Annotated in this window: 13 protein-coding genes; 7 read left to right on the top strand and 6 right to left on the bottom strand. The window is 39.0% G+C overall.

Translation table 11 applies throughout. The features are described 5' to 3' along the window. Positions 1–80 precede the first annotated feature (80 nt). Positions 81–2,336 carry a carboxy terminal-processing peptidase gene (locus tag GSF09_RS09995; protein WP_159800941.1) on the bottom strand — a complete coding sequence of 752 codons (2,256 nt, stop codon included), beginning with the start codon at positions 2,334–2,336 and terminating at the stop codon, positions 81–83. 138 nt (positions 2,337–2,474) lie between these two features. On the opposite strand from GSF09_RS09995, the gene surE reads away from it, so the two are divergent. The 5 genes from surE to GSF09_RS10020 all read left to right on the top strand — a co-directional run bounded on the left by surE (position 2,475) and on the right by GSF09_RS10020 (position 8,083). Beyond that, on the top strand, positions 2,475–3,251 hold the full coding sequence (gene surE, locus GSF09_RS10000) for a 5'/3'-nucleotidase SurE (RefSeq protein WP_159800943.1): 777 nt from the start codon (positions 2,475–2,477) through the stop codon (positions 3,249–3,251). Positions 3,252–3,317: 66 nt separating this feature from the next. Beyond that, entirely contained in the window at positions 3,318–4,088 is a 771-nt protein-coding gene (locus GSF09_RS10005) for a DUF2490 domain-containing protein (RefSeq protein ID WP_159800945.1), read from the top strand. A gap of 54 nt (positions 4,089–4,142) precedes the next feature. Further along, entirely contained in the window at positions 4,143–5,255 is a 1,113-nt protein-coding gene (gene lpxB, locus GSF09_RS10010) for a lipid-A-disaccharide synthase (protein ID WP_159800947.1), read from the top strand. Positions 5,256–5,325: 70 nt separating this feature from the next. Next, positions 5,326–6,021, top strand: coding sequence for a C40 family peptidase (locus tag GSF09_RS10015; RefSeq protein ID WP_159800949.1), 696 nt, complete (start codon positions 5,326–5,328; stop codon positions 6,019–6,021). Between the two features lie 37 nt (positions 6,022–6,058). Continuing rightward, a complete protein-coding gene (locus GSF09_RS10020) occupies positions 6,059–8,083 on the top strand; it encodes a ComEC/Rec2 family competence protein (protein WP_159800951.1) in 2,025 nt (674 codons plus the stop codon). Positions 8,084–8,091: 8 nt separating this feature from the next. Here GSF09_RS10020 and GSF09_RS10025 read toward each other — a convergent pair whose 3' ends face one another. From GSF09_RS10025 to GSF09_RS10040, 4 genes are read right to left on the bottom strand one after another with little or no spacing between them, the layout of a single operon-like run. Beyond that, on the bottom strand, positions 8,092–8,559 hold the full coding sequence (locus GSF09_RS10025; RefSeq protein ID WP_159800953.1) for a thioredoxin fold domain-containing protein: 468 nt from the start codon (positions 8,557–8,559) through the stop codon (positions 8,092–8,094). 45 nt (positions 8,560–8,604) lie between these two features. Next, complete coding sequence (locus GSF09_RS10030; protein WP_159800955.1) at positions 8,605–10,362, bottom strand: peptide MFS transporter; 1,758 nt, start codon at positions 10,360–10,362, stop codon at positions 8,605–8,607. A gap of 28 nt (positions 10,363–10,390) precedes the next feature. After that, complete coding sequence (locus tag GSF09_RS10035) at positions 10,391–12,013, bottom strand: peptide MFS transporter (RefSeq protein WP_159800957.1); 1,623 nt, start codon at positions 12,011–12,013, stop codon at positions 10,391–10,393. Then, the gene (locus tag GSF09_RS10040) at positions 12,013–14,187 is read right to left on the bottom strand and encodes a S9 family peptidase (protein WP_159800959.1); all 2,175 of its coding nucleotides are present in this window, start codon (positions 14,185–14,187) and stop codon (positions 12,013–12,015) included. Before GSF09_RS10040 ends, GSF09_RS10035 begins: the two co-directional genes overlap by 1 nt. Positions 14,188–14,350: 163 nt before the next feature. On the opposite strand from GSF09_RS10040, the gene GSF09_RS10045 reads away from it, so the two are divergent. Both GSF09_RS10045 and GSF09_RS10050 read left to right on the top strand, forming a co-directional pair. Further along, positions 14,351–15,682, top strand: a complete 1,332-nt coding sequence (locus GSF09_RS10045) for a hydroxymethylglutaryl-CoA reductase, degradative (RefSeq protein ID WP_159800961.1) — start codon at positions 14,351–14,353, stop codon at positions 15,680–15,682. Next, the gene (locus GSF09_RS10050) at positions 15,683–16,591 is read left to right on the top strand and encodes a GYDIA family GHMP kinase (RefSeq protein WP_159800963.1); all 909 of its coding nucleotides are present in this window, start codon (positions 15,683–15,685) and stop codon (positions 16,589–16,591) included. A gap of 47 nt (positions 16,592–16,638) precedes the next feature. Here GSF09_RS10050 and GSF09_RS10055 read toward each other — a convergent pair whose 3' ends face one another. Beyond that, a complete protein-coding gene (locus GSF09_RS10055; protein ID WP_159800965.1) occupies positions 16,639–18,747 on the bottom strand; it encodes a peptidylprolyl isomerase in 2,109 nt (702 codons plus the stop codon). Between the last annotated feature and the right edge of the window lie 81 nt (positions 18,748–18,828).

The raw sequence follows: 18,828 nt of genomic DNA on the forward strand, positions 1-18,828 counted from the left end.
ACGCCCCAGAAATTCTTTTTGAATTTCCGGAGCGCCAAGCCTGTAAGCGATTGATTGGTATTATCCATTCAATTTACAATTTATGTTTTAACCAGCTTTTCTTTCTTTGAAATGCTGATTGCATTCTTGCCTGATGATTTTGGTTGCATATCATCAAGGATATTTAATGCTTCCTCTACATACACATCCTTAGAAAGGCTTTCATACCATCTTTGCTTTTTCTCTGCAAGGGCAGGGTCCTTTTTAAATATTTCCTGCTCATAAGGCAACGCTTCAAATTTAAGATTGTTATTATATTCAGTCAGCGCATTAAACTTCTTGGTTATAGCCTCATTTTTGGCAAGCTCAGCTTTAAATTTCTCAATATTCAGGCTATATTTATTATCGTCTTTTTTCTCATTAATCCATTGCGCATTTTCATCAATAAGCCTGAATTGCTGATTGGCAGCCATCCTTTGTTTGCTCTTTTGTATAACATTATCAAAATTATTCCTGACAGGGCTAAACTGCGCAGCATCTATTTTATCCCAAGGCATAGCATTATCAATATCCCTTTCACCCATATCAATATAAGAGTAACGATCCGGCATTACAATATCGCTGTACACACCCTCACGTTGTGTAGAACCCCCATTTATCCTGTAGAATTTTTGCGTGGTGGTTTTTAAGGCACCTAAATCGCCAAAGGAATTATTCCTTACAAACTGGTTAAGGTCAATAACATTTTGAACAGTACCTTTACCATAAGTATGCCTGCTGCCTAAAATAAGTCCCCTGTTATAGTCCTGTATAGCAGCCGCAAAAATTTCTGAGGCAGAAGCAGAAAAATTATTCACCAGCACCACAAGCGGCCCGTCCCATTGCACTTTAGGGTCAGTATCTGAAAGCACCTCTTTTTTCCTGCCCGTAGATTTTACCTGTACTACAGGGCCTTCCGGTATAAACAGCCCCGTTATATCCACTACTGTTTTAAGTGAGCCACCGCCATTATTTCTTAAATCCATAATAATACCTTCCACGCCCTGCTTTTTAAGCCTTTCCACTTCAAGGGCCACATCTTTGGCAGCATCACGGTTATCTTTATTTTCAAAGTCGATATAAAATTTAGGCAGGTATATTATACCATACAATTTGCCATCTTTATTAACCACACTGGATTTTGCGTATGTTTCTTCAATTTCCACAACCTCCCTGGTAATAGCAATAACTTTTATAGTACCATCCACTTTCTTAACTGTAAGCCTAACTTCGGTTCCTTTAGGGCCTTTTATTTTTTTAACTACATCATCAAGGCGCTGGCCAGCAATATCCACAGGATCATCATCCCCCTGGGCAACTTTCATTATTATATCGCCCTGCTCAAGTTCCTTGCCCCTCCATGCCGGCCCACCGGGAATAAGCTCTGATATTTCCACATAGTCATTTTTCTTTTGAAGCCTTGCCCCTATACCTTCTAAAGACCCCCTCATGCTGGTATCAAACTTCTCTTTATCATCAGGGGCAAAATAAAATGTATGCGGGTCAAAACGTTCGGCTATTGCGTTAAGGTATATGGTAAACCACTCATCACGTTTAAGGTCGTCAATAAAGCTGAAATATTCATCCAGCGATTTCCTTGCCGATTCACGCGCTTCTTTTTCCAACTCATCAAAAGTTTTCTTTTTGCCAGCGTCTTTTTTATCTGTAGGTTTTTTTTCGGCATCAAAGCTTTTGTTGGCTTTTTCATCAGCCACTTTATCTCCTGATTTTATCTTTTCAGGGTTTTCCTCAAGCTTCTGCTTGTCAGAAACCGTTGAAAGCACCGAAAGCTTTAACTGTTTTCTCCAGCGTTCCTTAAGCTCTGCCTTGTTTTTAGGGTAAGGCTGCTTTTCATAATCAGTATCAAAGCTTTCATCGGAAGTAAAGTCAAAAGGCTTTGCCAGTATATCTTTATACAAATCTTCAGATTCTTTTATCCTCTGCAAAAGCCTTTGGTAGGTTAAGTCAAAAAAGCTTAAATCCCGCTCCATTATCATATCGTCAATACGGGTTTCATATTTTGAGAACTCGTCAATATCCGACTGGATGAAAAATCTTTTAGAAGGGTCAAGGCTTTCAATATAACTTTTATAAACCCCTTTGGAAAAATTATCATCTATTGCTGCAGGGTCATAATGTCCCCTTTCAATAACAAAAGTTAACAGCTCAATAAGCAGCTTATCCTTATCCGGGTCATCCTGCGCACTAACATCAATTGGTGCAATAGACCCCCTAAAACTCCACAGGCAGCCTGCAAGCAGTGCTACCAGCAATAATATTTTATAATTTCTTTTCATATAGCTTAATACGGCTTTCATTAGATTTTAATTATATAAAAAACTGTGCCAAATATTCCTTTACACCTATTTTGTTCAGCAAACCACTTAAGGCATCAGGGCAAAATGCGTATTTTAGCAAACGTAAAAGTACAATTCTTATTTTTATTTTAATACACAATGAACAAAAAACCCCTTATACTTGTAACTAATGATGATGGTATATCGGCTCCCGGCATAAGGGCCCTTATTTCGGTAATGAAAGAAATAGGCGATGTTGTGGTAGTAGCACCCGACAGCCCGCAATCGGCAACAGGGCATGCTATTACCATAAACAACACCCTGTTTATAAACAAGGTTGACATAGACCCAGATGTGGAGCAGGAATACAGCTGCTCCGGCACACCTGTTGACAGTGTTAAATTTGCAGTACACGAAATTTTAAAACGCAAGCCAGATTTATGTGTTTCGGGAGTTAACCATGGTTCCAACTCATCAATAAACGTTATATATTCAGGCACCTTAAGTGCAGCTGTAGAAGCAGGCATTGAAGGCATACCCGCCATAGGCTTTTCCTTATTGGATTATGACTGGAATGCTGATTTTGAGCCTACAAAGCCTTTTATTAAAAAAATTGCGCTTGAAGTTTTAAACAATGGACTGCCCGAAGGGGTAATATTAAATGTAAACTTCCCCAAGCTTAAAGAAAAAGATATTAAAGGCATAAAAGTATGCCGGCAGGCGAAAGCCATTTGGGAGGAACGTTTCGATAAAAGAAAAAACCCCCAGGGAAGGGAATATTACTGGCTGACTGGTGAATTTGTAAACCTGGACAAAGGTAATGATACCGATGAGTGGGCACTTGCCAATGGCTATATATCCCTGGTACCCGTGCAGTTTGACCTTACCGCCCACCATGCCATGCAGATTATTAATAACTGGAAACTGAACCCATAATTTTAGAATCCAGTTTTTTTACAGATTGCCATAACATATTTGTTCCTGTAATAAATAGTTCTGGTTATGAAGTACAAATTTTTATTTTTTTCAATTGCTGCTTTTTGTTTTACAACCAGCAGTTTCGCGCAGATAACACCTCCGGGAATGGGGCATACCCAAACGGCCTCATGGCTTGCTTTTGGAGTAAAACAAAAGCTGGATGACAAAAACAGCCTTAATGCTTATATAGGCGCAGGAAGAATAAGTACTCCCGGCTCATTAAACCCTTTTAAAAAACACTCTGCACTGGTTATTAATGCTGAAATAGGGCACAAATTCAGCAAAGGGTGGAAATATGGGTACTCGCTTAGCTACAGGCAGCAAAACAAATATGATGACCGGGAGCTATACCCGGCATCACACCCTTCATTTATCAGGGAAGCAAGGCTTTACGGAAAGTTAAGCCACACTCTTGAGGGAACTGTATTTAAGTATGCTTTTACACTGCGCCAGGAAGCACGCGCTTTTTTTACACCTGATTTTCATGCTGCGGGGGAAGATGCACAATTACGTACACGCATAAAGGCTGCTGCTACAATACCCCTGAGAGATGATAATAGTGATAAGCTTACAGGTACTGCAGAATCATTATTTACCCTTGGGCATGAACAGCAAGCCGGCTGGGATAATTATAAATACAGCGAAAGCCGTTTCAGCCTGTATTACTCACACAATCTTAAAAACCTGCCTGTTATAATTGATGCAGGATATATAAACATTTTAAAGGGCCATGGTAACGATACATCGGACTCAAGCTATATAGCAATGGATATTATTGTGAAAGATATTTTTTGATGTATATTATTGATAGCCGAATAAATAGTAATTTTGGCTTTATAACTACTATGCATGAAATATTACATTATAGCTGGTGAGGCTTCGGGCGACTTACACGGGTCGAACCTTATGAAAGAAATTTTTAAGCTTGACAGCAGTGCTGAAATACGCTTTTGGGGAGGCGACCTTATGCAGAAAGCCGGCGGTACACTGGTAAAGCATTACCGCGACCTGGCTTTTATGGGTTTTGCAGAAGTAGTGCAAAACATCAGGACAATATTAAACAATATAAAATTCTGTAAGCAGGATATTGAAGCCTTTAAACCCGATGTGATTATTTTTATTGATTATCCCGGTTTTAACATGCGTATAGCCAAATGGGCAAAAAAAGCAGGCTATAAAACTCACTATTATATTTCACCACAAATATGGGCATGGAAGGAAAACCGGATTAAAGCCATAAAGCGCGATGTAGATAAAATGTATATTATCCTGCCCTTTGAAAAAGATTTTTATGAAACCAAGCATCAATACAAGGTAGAGTTTGTTGGCCATCCGCTTATTGATGCCATACATAGCCGGCCTGCAGTAAATGCAGATGCTTTCAGGAAAGAAAATAACCTTAATGAGAGGCCCGTGATAGCCTTACTGCCGGGCAGCCGCAAACAGGAAATAGCAAAAATGCTTTCCATAATGTTAAGTGTGGTTGACGATTTTAAGGACTACCAGTTTGTTATAGCAGGCGCACCCAGCCAGGATTTTGATTTTTATGAACAATTCCTGACAAGCAAAAACGTGAATTTTGTTTCTAATAAAACCTATGCACTGCTGGACATTGCACATGCCGCACTTGTAACATCGGGCACGGCAACATTAGAAACAGCCTTATTTAAAGTACCGGAAGTAGTGTGTTATAAAGGAAACTGGATTTCCTACCAGATTGCTAAACGCATTATTACGCTTAAATATATATCTCTGGTTAACCTTATAATGGATAAGGAAGTGGTAAAGGAGCTGATACAGGATGAACTGAACACAAGAAATTTAAAAGCAGAACTGCAAAAAATACTAAGCCCCGAACACCGTGAAAAAATGCTTAAGGATTATGATGTACTGGAGCAAAAGCTTGGCGGTGAGGGGGCGAGTGAAAAAGCAGCCGCACTTATAATCAAACATTTAACATAGGAAGTTAAATTTAATTAAAATTTATTTTTTTATATTTGCAAAAACCGATACCGAATTTGAAAGAATAGTTTTGAAAAAACTCCTGTCCATATCTTTTTTACTGCTGCTAATGATTTCATGGAAATCGTCTGCGCAGATTATAACTTCCAAAAAAGAAGCGATAAAAAAAGGAGTTTATGCCTATTCTGATAACGAAGCACAAAACCGTGATGCGGTTATTTCAGAAAAAAAGGCTAAAAAACTTGCCGGCAGCTATAAAGCCAGGGAGCGTAAAAACGAAACTGCAGCCAAAGGCGATGACCCTGTAAAAATAAAGCTTCCTGCTGAAACTGAAAAAGAAAACCCTGACTACGAACCTGAACCGCTGGAAAATTATTTTGCACAACAGGTGGTAAATAACGCCATGGAATTTGAAGGTGTAAACTACCGCACCGGGGGCACAACAAAAGATGGTATGGATTGTTCAGGTATGGTTTATACCACTTTCCGCATTTTTGATGTTACACTACCCAGGAGCTCCTATCAAATGGCCAAGGCCGGGCGTAAAATTGATATTAAAGATGTGAAGAAAGGCGACCTGCTTTTCTTTGATAATAACCCAAGGAGAAAAAGAATAAACCACGTGGGCCTGGTAACTGAAGTTACTCCTGAAGGCGACATAAAGTTTATACACTCTACATTACAACTGGGCGTTGTAGTATCTTCATTGAGCGAGCCTTATTATGACAGGACTTTTGTACAGGCCAACAGGGTTATTGAAGATTAATCCACATATTAATTTCACACTTGCCAATACCTAATTTATGAAGGTATTGAAATATCCTCTTATACCAGTTACACTGTTTTTTGCCGCCGGTATAATAACAGGCTATTACCTGCTCCCTGAAAGGAATATTATTTTTTTATTTACCGCCCTGGTTTTTATAGTATTACTCTTTGCTTATAAAAGGGCAAACAGGTTATTAATATCTAATTCTTTTTTTGGGATAACCGCACTTGTATTTTCTTTTGCAATGGGCTTAGTGGTGCAGAATATACATTATGCCCCTTTAAATAAATTGCATTATTCCAATTTTGTCGAGGATACAAAACCCCAGCTTATTAAAGGTGTTGTAGCAGAACGGCTAAAGCCAAATGATTATAATGAAAAATATTTCCTTGATATTGTTTCAGTAAATAAAAAAGTAACCACAGGTAAAGTATTGCTTACAGTTCCAAAAGACAGTGCAAACAACTTACTCCATGCAGGCGATGTACTTATAGTATATGACAATTTTAAACCAATAACCCCGGCCCTTAACCCTTACCAGTTTAGTTATGCTGACTATATGAAAAAGCAAAATGTTTTTCACCAGCTTAAATTAAAAGACAATTATATCACGGCAGGGCGTGAATACAATTTCAGCTATTATACAGAAGCCTTAAGAAACAAACTGGCGGACAGCTTTAAGCAGCACAACTATAGCCCTGCAACATTAAATGTAATTAAGGCTTTACTGCTTGGGCAAAGGCAGGATATGGATAAGGCAATAAATGAGGATTATACTAACGCTGGTGTTATACACATATTAGCAATATCTGGTTTGCATATTGGTATATTGTTCGCGTTTGCAGCATTCCTGTTAAAACCGCTTGAAAGGGCAGGTAAAAAAGGAAAACTGTTAAAGCTGGTATTTATCATTGCCTTCTTATGGTTATTCGCCTTACTGTCGGGGCTTTCAGCTTCCGTGGTGCGTTCGGTAGTTATGTTCAGCTTTGTAGGAGTTGGTATCTACCTGAATCGCGGGAGAGATATTTTTAATACTATAGCCGTTTCCATACTATTGCTTCTGTTGGTTAAGCCAAACTTCATTTTTGATGCCGGATTCCAGTTGAGTTATGCAGCCGTTACAGCAATAGTAGTCCTGCATCCGGTATTCAGCAAAGCGTTAAAAAGCAGGTATAAAGCCCTGAATTATTTTAACGACCTGGCAACGGTTTCAGTCGCTGCGCAAATAGGGGTTTTGCCATTAAGCCTATATTATTTTAACCAGTTCCCCCTACTGTTCCTTTTGGCAAATATTCTTGTAATACCCCTCTCAACAATAGCCCTGGTTACAGCATTAATTACACTTTGCTTAAACTTTATCTGGGCTGATGCAGCATTGATGACTGGCAAACTGCTGGATATACTAATAACAGGCATGAATGGTTTTATAAAATGGGTTGCATCTTTTAAAGGTTTTGTAATTAAAAACATTCCATTTACCTTATTGCTAAACATACTTTTATATACAATTATAATAAGCTTTGCCCTGTGGCTTTACCGTAAAAGCTACAAACGCAGCATCGCCTTATTAAGCACTGTGGCGCTATTCCAGATAGCTTATATTACAACAGTACAGGCTTACAAGACAACATCAGAACTTTTGGTATTACACAATTACAACAACTCTTTAATTGTACAGAAAGAAAACAACCAGGCCGTGTTTTATACCAATGATACCTTGCCTTTAAACAACAGGAATATTACAGCTTATGTAAAAGGGAATTTTATTGAAAACGTAATGATAAGGCCGCTGCAAAACACCCTTTGGTATAACAAAAACAAAATTTTGGTGATTGACAGTATGGGTATATATGATATTAAAGCGAAACCGGATATATTGTTACTTACACAATCGCCAAAAGTTAATCTTGAAAAGGCAATAAGCCTGTTACAGCCAAAAACAATTGTTGCGGATGCTACCAATTATAAAAGCTATATAGCCCGCTGGCAGGAAACATGCAGGAAACAAAAAATCCCTTTCCATGCAACAGCCGAAAAGGGATTTTATAAGGTAAACTAATTTGTATATTATAGCTGCTTTGATTTAAGCAAAGGCAGTAACTGCTCCGGTGTATAATAACCCACTACAGGCTCATTAATTTCTCCTTTGCTGTCAAAAAGCATCATTGTAGGATATGCCCTTACCTTTAACAGCAGGGTAAACTCATGAATAGCATTTCTTCCCCTCCTTTCAGGCTGGAAGTTCGGATTTTTATAAGTCTTGCCTTTATAGGAAACTTCAGAATTTCCTTCGGCATTAAACTTAACAGCATAAAAATTCTGGCTGATGTAATCAACCACCGCTTTATCGTGAAATGTATTTTTATCAAGCATTTTACATGGTCCGCACCAATCGGTATAAATATCCATAAAAATTGGTTTTGGAGCTTTCTTTTGGGCAGCCAGTGCCTCTTCAAGCGTCATCCATTTAATTTCCTGTGCCTGTGCAGCCACTGTTCCCAAGGCTATGAATAATATCAAAAGTAATTTTTTCATTTATAATTAATTTTAAAAGATGGTTTTCAAAAACAATGCCGAAAATTAATGCACACCATGCATAAGCCTTTTCAGCAACGGGTTTAATGACATTACTATAAGCCCTGCCACAATAGGTACAATAGTAAATATCAGGAAGAAGGTAGAAAGAGAATACTCTTTAGTAATATTTTCAATCTGCCCCCCAATTATAGCTGCAAGCTTATTGCCTATAGCTATTGCAAGATACCACATACCAAACATAAATGCAATCATCCTGCCCGGCACGAGCTTACTTACATATGACAACCCTACAGGTGAAAGGCAAAGTTCTCCTAAAGTATGGAATAAATAGGCCAAAACCAGCCAAACCATGCTTACCTTTACGCCTTCGGCCACACCATAAGATCCAAATGCAAGCAGTCCGAAACCTATAGCCATTATAATAAGCCCAAGCCCGTATTTTACAGAAGCACTCGGGTTATACTTACTATCCCATATTTTAGAAACAGTTGAAGCAAATGTGATAATAAAGAAAGAGTTTAATATACTGAACCATGAAACTGTAATTTCTGAAGATTCGGCTATCAGATATTGATACAGCATCCATCCGGCAATACTCCATACACCCAGAAAACATACTGCAAGCACAATATTTGAACCTGGAATTTTTCCCCAGGTTTGTTTTGCAAGCAATATCAGTACCCATGTAATAATAGCCAATGGCACTATTGTAAGCAGGGAGTTTACAATATTAAATATAGTGAGTGAGCTTCCTTCAAGCGTTCTGTCAACATTATCCCTTGCAAAAATTACAAGCGAAGAAGCACCCTGCTCAAAAGACATCCAGAAAAAGATTGTAAAAAAGGCAAAAATAATTACGGCTATCATCCTGTCCCTTATAACAGGCGTATAGCGTGCTATACGTGATATTACTAAAATAAGGAATAAGATTAAAGCACCCAGTACCATAGCATTTTGCCCATCAAGGCTGCCCAGTTTAAAAGGGAACATATTTATACCGCCTATTTTTGAAAGCGGATCGTTAAAAGCATAAAGCAAACCTACAACAGTAGTTATAAGTATCAGTATTTTATCGAAAAATGTAAAAGGGTTTCTTCTGTCTTCTGCGTTTTGAGATGTTTTTGCAGCAGCTTCCTCTGCCCGTCTTTTTTCTTTTGACGGCACTTCGCCAATAGTACCGAATAAAGGTTTAGCCAGCCAAAACTGTAATGTACCTAAAAGCATAAATACACCTGCAAGCCCAAAACCATAATGCCAGCCAATATTCTCTGCAAGATAGCCGCATAGCATCATCCCAAAAAATGCACCTGCATTAACACCCATATAAAATATAGTATAGGCACCGTCTTTCTTTTCAGGGAAATCCTTATACATTTCAGATAGTATGGAAGTCATGTTCGGTTTAAAGAAACCTGTACCAATAACCAGTAAGGCAAGGCCAAGATAAAGATAAAAAGGTGTATCCAAAGCCATTGATGCATGTCCCAGCGTCATAATTACAGCACCCACAACCACTGCCCACCTATAGCCTATATACCTGTCGGCAATAATACCTCCAAAAATAGGGGTAATGTACAACAGCATGGCATAAGTACCATAAAGTGCGCCAGCATTTTCGGCAGACCAACCCCAACCGGGATTATCACTCATAATTGACATGGTAAGGAAGTTTATCAATAGTACCCTCATACCATAAAAGGAAAAACGTTCCCACATTTCGGTAAAGAATAAAACAAACAAACCTGCCGGATGTCCTAGAACATTGGATTTAAAAAAGTCATTCGAAGTTGCTGTCGACATAAGTAATTATATTGATTTCTATTTAATTTTATTTTTCGTCCTGCATCAGCTTTTTAACCACTGGCGATATTACTATCAGTACCAAACCTGCAATCAGCGCATATATCGCCAGTTGTTTATAACCATCTGTATAGGTAGCCAGTTTTTGGGGCAGCGAATCATTTTCACCTGCTTCCGAAAGCCCTGCTCCTAATATCCCTGCCACATACTGTCCGTATGCGCTTGCCAAAAACCACATCCCCATCATTACACCCTGTAGCCTTTGTGGCGACAATTTTGTCATTAATGAAAGTCCTATAGGCGAAAGGCAAAGCTCGCCAAAGGTAATTACAAAATAGGCCAAAACAAAAACATCAAGGCTGGCAATACCAGAGCCTGCAATAACTTCAAAAAAGCGTGTCAGGTAAAAAATGTAAAACCCGCCTGCAAGGAAAATAAACCCTAAACCAAACTTTATTACAGAGTTAGGTTCTATCTTCTTTTTTGCCAATGCTATCCATACAAGCCCTACAATAGGCGCAAAAATGATTACAAATACAGAGTTTGCCGCGTTATTTACACCATTAGGGTCAAGGGTCAAGGTTCCTAGCACATTATTATCAAGGTTTTGCGCTGCAAATATGCTTAATGAACCTCCACTCTGCTCAAAAAATGCCCAAAACACAATAGAGAATAATATAAATATTAAAGCGGCAATTAGCTTTTTACTTTCCTCCCAACTATGCTTGCTCATTTCATAAATAAGGTAAATAAGCGTAACCGGGCCTATTATGTACATAAACCAGTCAGTATACTCGGTTTTGGCAACCATTGTCATAATAACCGGTATTAATGCCAGTGTACCTGCATATACCGCATATTCGTACCAGCTTTTACCTGATTTTATTTTTCTCGGCACAGCAGTCGGCTCAGGCTCAACAGTCCCTATACCTTCAATCTGCGGTATTTTCTTAACTTCATTATCCTCGCTCTTAAAAGGTGATAAACCTATTGGCCCAAGGGTGCGCTGGGTAAACACAAATGTTATAAGGCTTATTGTCATCACAATACCGGCAAGTCCAAAAGCCACATTCCAGGTATATTCAGCAGGTATAAAACTTGTAAAAAGCTGTCCTTTACCAATTGCAATACAAGCATATCCGCCTAACAGTGCACCGATATTAATACCGGAGTAGAACAGTGAAAAACCTGCATCCCTCCTTGGGTCTCCCTTTTTATATAATGAGCCTACCATTGTAGAGATATTAGGCTTAAAGAAACCTGTACCTATAACTGTAAAACTTATCCCCAGGAAAAAGTTCTTTTCCGGAAAAGGGTCAAACGCCAATATAGCACTACCTACTATCATAAGGATACCGCCCCAGAATAATGATTTGCGGAAACCGAGTATCTTATCGGCAAAAAGACCGCCTATAAAAGTAAATGCATATACAAAAGCCTGTGTTGCACCATACTGGAGGTTTGCCTGGCTTTCCTGCATATGTTCGCCGTTTTCCAGTATTAAATGGGTAATCATAAAGTAGGTTAACACCCCCCTCATCCCATAAAAACAGAAACGCTCCCACATTTCTGAAAAGAACAGCCCCCATAGCTGCTTAGGGTATTTCCCTTCAAAATTCTGGATTTGCTCCAGCGATGCCGTGTTGCTCATTATAGTTTCTCTTTAATAAAGTTAGTCATCTTGGTATAAAGCTGCAGCCTTGTGGCCCCACCATATATACCGTGGTTTTTATCAGGATAAATGGCCCAGTCAAATTGTTTATTGGCCTGCACAAGTGCTTCTACCATAAGCATGGTATTTTGCAAATGTACATTATCATCTGCCGAACCATGTACAAGTAAATAAGAACCCTTTAGTTTATCAGCATGGTTTATAGGTGAATTATCATCATATCCCGAGGCATTTTCCTGCGGTGTCTGCATATATCTTTCGGTATAGACAGTATCATAAAAACGCCAGTTGGTTACGGGTGCTACCGCAATAGCCATCCTAAAAACATCATTCCCTTTCAATATACAGTTAGATGACATAAACCCTCCATAACTCCACCCGAAGATACCGATACGCGAAGCATCAACATAGCTATATTTACCTATAACCTTAGCTGCATCTATCTGGTCTTCCACTTCATATTTACCCAGTTCTTTATACGTAGTTTTTTTAAATTCTGCGCCTTTATATCCCGTTCCCCTGCCGTCAACACAGGCTACAATATAGCCCTGCTGTGCCAGCATCATAAACCAGTAATCATCATAGCCGTTCCAGTCATTATTAACCTGCTGCGAACCCGGCCCGCTGTACTGGTACATGAATACAGGATATTTTTTAGTAGCATCAAATCTGGCTGGCTTTATCATCCAGGCGTTTAGCTGGTGCCCTTTTTCGGTTGTTAAAACCATGAATTCCTTTTTAGGCAGGTTATATGTTTCAAGTTTCGTGCTTAGTGCTTTATTATCCAAAATCTCCTTCACCACCTTACCATCTTTTGCACTGCATAAAGTATAGGTAAGCGGAGTTTGCGCACTGGAAAATGAGTTGATAAATAAACTATAGTCAGGGCTAAAAGTTGCTTCGTTGGTTCCGGTTTGTGGTGTAAGCCTCACCTTGTTTTTACCGTTTATACCTATACGGTAAACATCACGGTTTATAGAACCATTTTCAACCGACTGGTAAAATATATTACCTGTTTTTTTATCAAAGCCGTAATAGGCGGTTACTTCCCAGTTGCCTTTTGTAACCTGGTTTACCAGCTTGCCATTTTTATTATAATGGTAAATATGGTTGTATCCGTCCTTTTCACTTGTCCATATAAAACTGTTATCATTAAGGAAAGTAAGGTTATCCGTTATATCAACATAAGCCTTATCAGTTTCATTATGTATTTTACTTACAGCACCCGAATCAGCGTTTACAAATACAAGGTTAAGGTTATTTTGGTGCCTGTTGATCAATTGGGCGCTGAGCGTTTGCGCTTCATTTGTCCATTTTATCCTTGGTATATAGTAGGAATTAATATTGCCAAAGTCAATTTTTTTGGTGCTCCCTGATTTTACATCATAAATGTGCAGTGAAACCTGTGCATTGTTTTCCCCTGCTTTTGGGTATTTAAAAACATACTGCTGCGGATACAGCCCTGTGTTATATAAATCCATCGAAAATTCCGGAACCTGTCTTTCGTCAAACCGTATAAAGGCAATTTTATCACCTGTGGCATTCCAGTCATATGCCCTTACAAATGCAAATTCTTCCTCATACACCCAATCGGTAATACCATTTATAATTTCATTCTTTTTACCATCAGCAGTAACCTGTTTAGTAGTCCCTGAAGCCAAGTCATATAGGTATATATTATTATTGTACACATAAGCAACTTTAGAGTTATCTGCCGAAAAGGTAGGCTCCTGCACTTTATAATCAGCCAGTTTTACAAGCGTTTTCTTTCCAATGTCATATATATAAAAATCTGCAACAAATGAATGCCTGTATATAGACTCTGAATTTGTTGCCAGTAAAAGCTTTTTTTCATCAGGACTAAAGGTATAACTGTCAATACCATTTTCAAGCTCCTTGAAATCCTGCGAACTTACAATTGTGCTTACCTTGTTAAGTGTGGCAAAGTCATATAAGTCAATTTGTGCAGTGCGTGCCCGCCAGTTAGCATTTAAAACGGTGTACTGGTTGGTATTTTTCATGGCCTGCAAATCGTCCATTTGCTGTTGCCTGAAAGCCCCGCTCCATATCTCTTCCAGTGTTATTTGCTTTTGTGCCAAAGCAGGCACAGATATCAGTAAAAATAAAAAAATTGACTTTTTAATGTAATTCATTTTGCAGATGGTAAAAAACTCCCAATTTTAATAAAATTTTATGAATTAGCACCCCTTTTTTTTGTTAAATGAATTTTTATAGTTCCTCCCGATTGACAAGTTTTTTGGTAAATGGTGAGTGTAAAGCGTATCTTTGCGTTAATTATTACATAACCATTTGGAAATGAGCAAAGCAATAGCAGGTTTTTCCAAACTTGCCAAAGAGCAGAAGATTGAATGGATTGCAGGGGAATACTTTTCCAACCCTGCGGAAGCCATAGAATTAATAAAAAAATACTGGAATGATGATGCAGCCCTGCAAAAACTGCATGATGAATTCATAGAAAATACAATCACCAATTTTTATCTGCCATTGGGTGTTGCACCTAACTTCAGTATTAATGGGCGGGATTATACCATACCTATGGCGGTAGAAGAAAGCTCTGTAGTGGCTGCGGCTGCAAAAGCTGCAAAATTCTGGGCCAGGCGTGGCGGATTTAAGGCTACTGTAATCAATACGGAAAAAATTGGGCAGGTACATTTTATATACAAGGGGGATACCGGAAAACTTACTGCCTTTTTTAAAAACATAAAAGACAAACTGATATCAGGAACGCACGACCTTACCCGCAATATGGAAAAGCGCGGCGGTGGTATCCTGGATATTGAACTGCGTGATAAGACTGCTTTATTGCCGGGTTATTTTCAACTTCATGCCACTTTTGAAACAGTGGATAGCATGGGGGCTAATTTTATAAACTCCTGCCTGGAGCGTTTTTCAAAAATACTAAAGGAAGAAGCAGCAAAATATGCTGTTTTTACCGATGAGGAAAAAGAGATACAGGTGGTAATGAGCATACTTTCCAATTATGTGCCTGGCTGTACTGTGCGTGCGGAGGTTTCTTGCCCGGTAGCGCAGCTTGATGAAGGCAATGGCATGCCCCCTGAAGAATTTGCCCAAAAATTTGTTACTGCAGTGCAAATTGCCGAAGTGGAACCTTACAGGGCTGTTACACATAACAAAGGCATAATGAATGGTATTGATGCTGTAGTAGTAGCCACAGGAAACGACTTCAGGGCTGTGGAGGCAGGCATACATGCCTATGCAGCAAAAGACGGACAATACACAAGCCTCTCTCACGCAAAAGTAGAAAACGGCATATTTACACACTGGATAGAAGTGCCCTTAGCACTGGGTACAGTGGGAGGGCTAACCACGCTTCATCCATTGGTTAAGCTATGCCTGCAAATGCTGGGCAACCCCTCTGCAAAAGAGCTTATGCAGATAGTGGCAGTAGCGGGTCTGGCGCAAAATTTTGCTGCGTTACGCTCACTAACAACAACAGGTATACAACAGGGGCACATGAAAATGCACCTGATGAATATACTGAACCAGCTTGGTGCAAATGAAGGCGAAAAACAGCAGGCCGCAAAATATTTTGAAACTAATACTGTGAGCCATGCAGCAGTAGCCGATTATATAAAAGCAATACGACAAACCACTACACCCGCCTGATTGGAAAAGACATATTACAGTAATGGAAAACTGCTTATAACAGGCGAATATACTGTACTGGATGGTGCACAGGCATTTGCATTGCCCACTATATTCGGGCAGTACCTGCATATTAGCAAAGGCAGCGATAAAATTTTGAAATGGCAAAGCTATACTGTTGAAAGCAACTGCTGGCTCAATGTTGATATTGATTTTAATACAATAATCTATAATGATCAGTTATACAGTACAGAAGTGAACACACTTATAGGCATATTACATAGTGCTTATAAAAAAAATCCGGCAGTGCTTGATAATGCAGAAGGTTATAAAATACAAACGGAGTTGACATTCCCAAGGGAATGGGGGCTTGGCTCCTCCTCTACCTTAATTAATAATATAGCCCAGTGGTTCGGCATAGATGCTTATGCATTGCTTTGGGAAAGCTTTGGGGGGAGTGGCTACGATATTGCCTGTGCCCAAAATGACTTCCCAATACTTTACACCATTGAAAACGGAAAACCCACCACTAAAAAAGTAACATTCAACCCTGATTTTACAGATAAGATTTATTTCGTGTACCTCAACAAAAAACAAAACAGCCGTTCGGCAATTGAGGCTTACCGCAACAAACAAAAAGAGATTAGTGCCGTAATTGAAGCTATAAACCAATGCACACAAAAGGCACTAAATGCCGAAAATGTTACGGAATTTACTTCGGCACTGGAAAAACATGAAAATATAATGGCCAGTATACTGGAAATAACCCCTGTAAAAAAACAACTGTTCCCTGATTTTAAAGGTACAATTAAGAGCCTTGGCGCATGGGGCGGCGATTTTGTACTTGCCATAAGTGAAACCAATCCTTTACCTTATTTCAGTGAGAAAGGTTTTAAAACAATATTACCTTATAAAGAGATGATAAAATAAAAAATCCCGCAGTTGCGGGATTTTTTATTTATAAGTAACCAGTCTTCTTAGTTGAATTCTGCCCTGTTATCTTCAATATCAGCTTTGTCTTTAAGAGCCATCGCAATCCTTGAAGGAACCTCGCCCCTTCCCTGGGTTTTCATCCTGCTTGTGTATGAGCTGTAGTTAGGCAGTTCAGCAGCTTTCGCTATACTGTTAACCTTAATTTTGAAAACACCCATTTTACCTTCAATAAGGTCAGAAGTTTTTCCTTCTCCCAAAGCAAATGCCTTACCTACAACTTTAGGTTCAGAACCTATACCTGTTATCATAGGTGCTGCAAGGGTAACATCACTTGCTTTAGCTATTGATGAACCTGATTTTTGCGCCACCTCGTCCAAAGTGCTGCCTGCCATTTTCTGTTTTACAAGCTCTGCTTTTTTCTGGTCGCGTAATATAGGCAATACAGTTTCTTTAGCCTCCTCTATCGGTAAAAGCCCTTTTTCGTAGCTGCCTTTAAGGCTTACTACAACATGGCCCTGTGGAATGTCAAATTTCTTAACGTCGCCCACTTTTGTATCATCAGAAAAAGCCCATTTTACAATTCCTCTCTGGTTGCCAATTCCCTGAACATTTTCATCATTGGCTTTAAGATTGTTAACAGGAACTGTAGTAAGCTTTTCTGCTTTTACCAGTTCCTCAAACGGTTTGTCCTGCGCATCCATTTCAAGCTTGGTAGCTTTTGTGAACAATTCGTCGCTTGTTTTTTCTGAAGGCTCAATCTTCTGTGCTATAGTAGCCAGCCTTACTGCTTCATTTTTACCGCTTACTTTTATAACGTGGTAACCAAAATCAGTTTCAACAACTCCTGTTTTACCTACCGGGTTATTAAATACAAAGTCATTAAAAGGCTTAACCATCTGCCCGGGTACAACATTATCATATTCACCACCATTATTGGCAGAACCCGGATCATCAGAGTTTTCTTTAGCAAGTTCTGCAAAAGAACCCGGATTAGAGTTTATTTTCCTTAAAAGTTCATCTGCTTTGGCTTTGGCCTCCTCCTTAGTCAGTGTTACAGTTGGGGCAGCCCTCATAGCATCTTTATAAGCAATAAGAATGTGGTTAACCTTTGCGCTTGCACCCTGTTTCCTGTCAACCATTTTAGTTAGCTTGTAGTAGCCATTATCAATATAAGGGCCATAAACTTCACCTTTGCCCAGATTATAAATCTGCTCTGCATGGTCAAGCGGAAGGTCTTTTTTAGCTACATAGGTAGTATCATATTTAACATCAGAATTTGCATTTACAAACTCCTCAATGTTTTCCACATTCCTAAAGCCCGGTATAGTATCGTTGGCTTTGGTATCTTCATTATAAACAACCTTAGGCGCAAGCAACGCATTAATTGATTGCCTCATTTCCAGCTCATCTGCTGTAGATGGTTTGTTTTCAATCAAAACATATTCAATGCTGCGCGAAGCTTCCGCTTCATATTTCTTTTCATTCTTTTTCATGTAGGCAATAATCTCATCGTCAGAAACCTTTACCTGGTCATCATTAATAGTGCTGTAAGGCACATATACATAATCAAAAGAAACTTTGTCGTTTTCAGCTTTATACTTGGCCATACCATCAGCATCAGTTGCAACAACACCCGCCTTAAGCATGGTTATATATAATTGCCTTTTAGCCTGGTTTTCTATATTTGGCCTTTCCCTTTCAACCATTTCCCATTGTGCAGGGTTGGCTGTTTTCATATTTAAAAGGAACTCATTAAACTTGCCTTTATCAAATTTTCCGGCAGCATTTAAAAACTGAGGGTTTTGCCCCACCTGAGGATTTTGGCTGTACATGTTTATCACATGGTCGCGGCCTACCCTTAAACCTGCATCATCAAACCTTTCAGCAAAAATTATCCTGTCAACTTCCTGGTTCCATACAAGGTTTGTAGCCTGGGTACTGCTTATACCCTGCTGCATCCTGGAATAATCGTTTACTTTCTGCATAAAATCCTGAACAGGAATATCGGTACCGTTAACGCTACCCACGTTTCTTGAAGGCCCTCCAAAGCCACCGCTGTTTATAATATCACCTATTATAAAAGCAAGTAAACAAAAACCTATAACTAGTATCAACAGGAGCGAACGCTGCCTAATTTTTGATAAAACTGCCATTTTACTTAATGTTAATTTTTAATTCAGTGGGCGAAAATACAATTATCTGCGAAATAATAAAAGAAGCGCAGCTATATTTTA

This window comes from Flavobacterium sp. MK4S-17 (assembly GCF_009848495.1).
In the GTDB taxonomy this organism is placed as follows: Bacteria; Bacteroidota; Bacteroidia; order Flavobacteriales; family Flavobacteriaceae; genus Flavobacterium.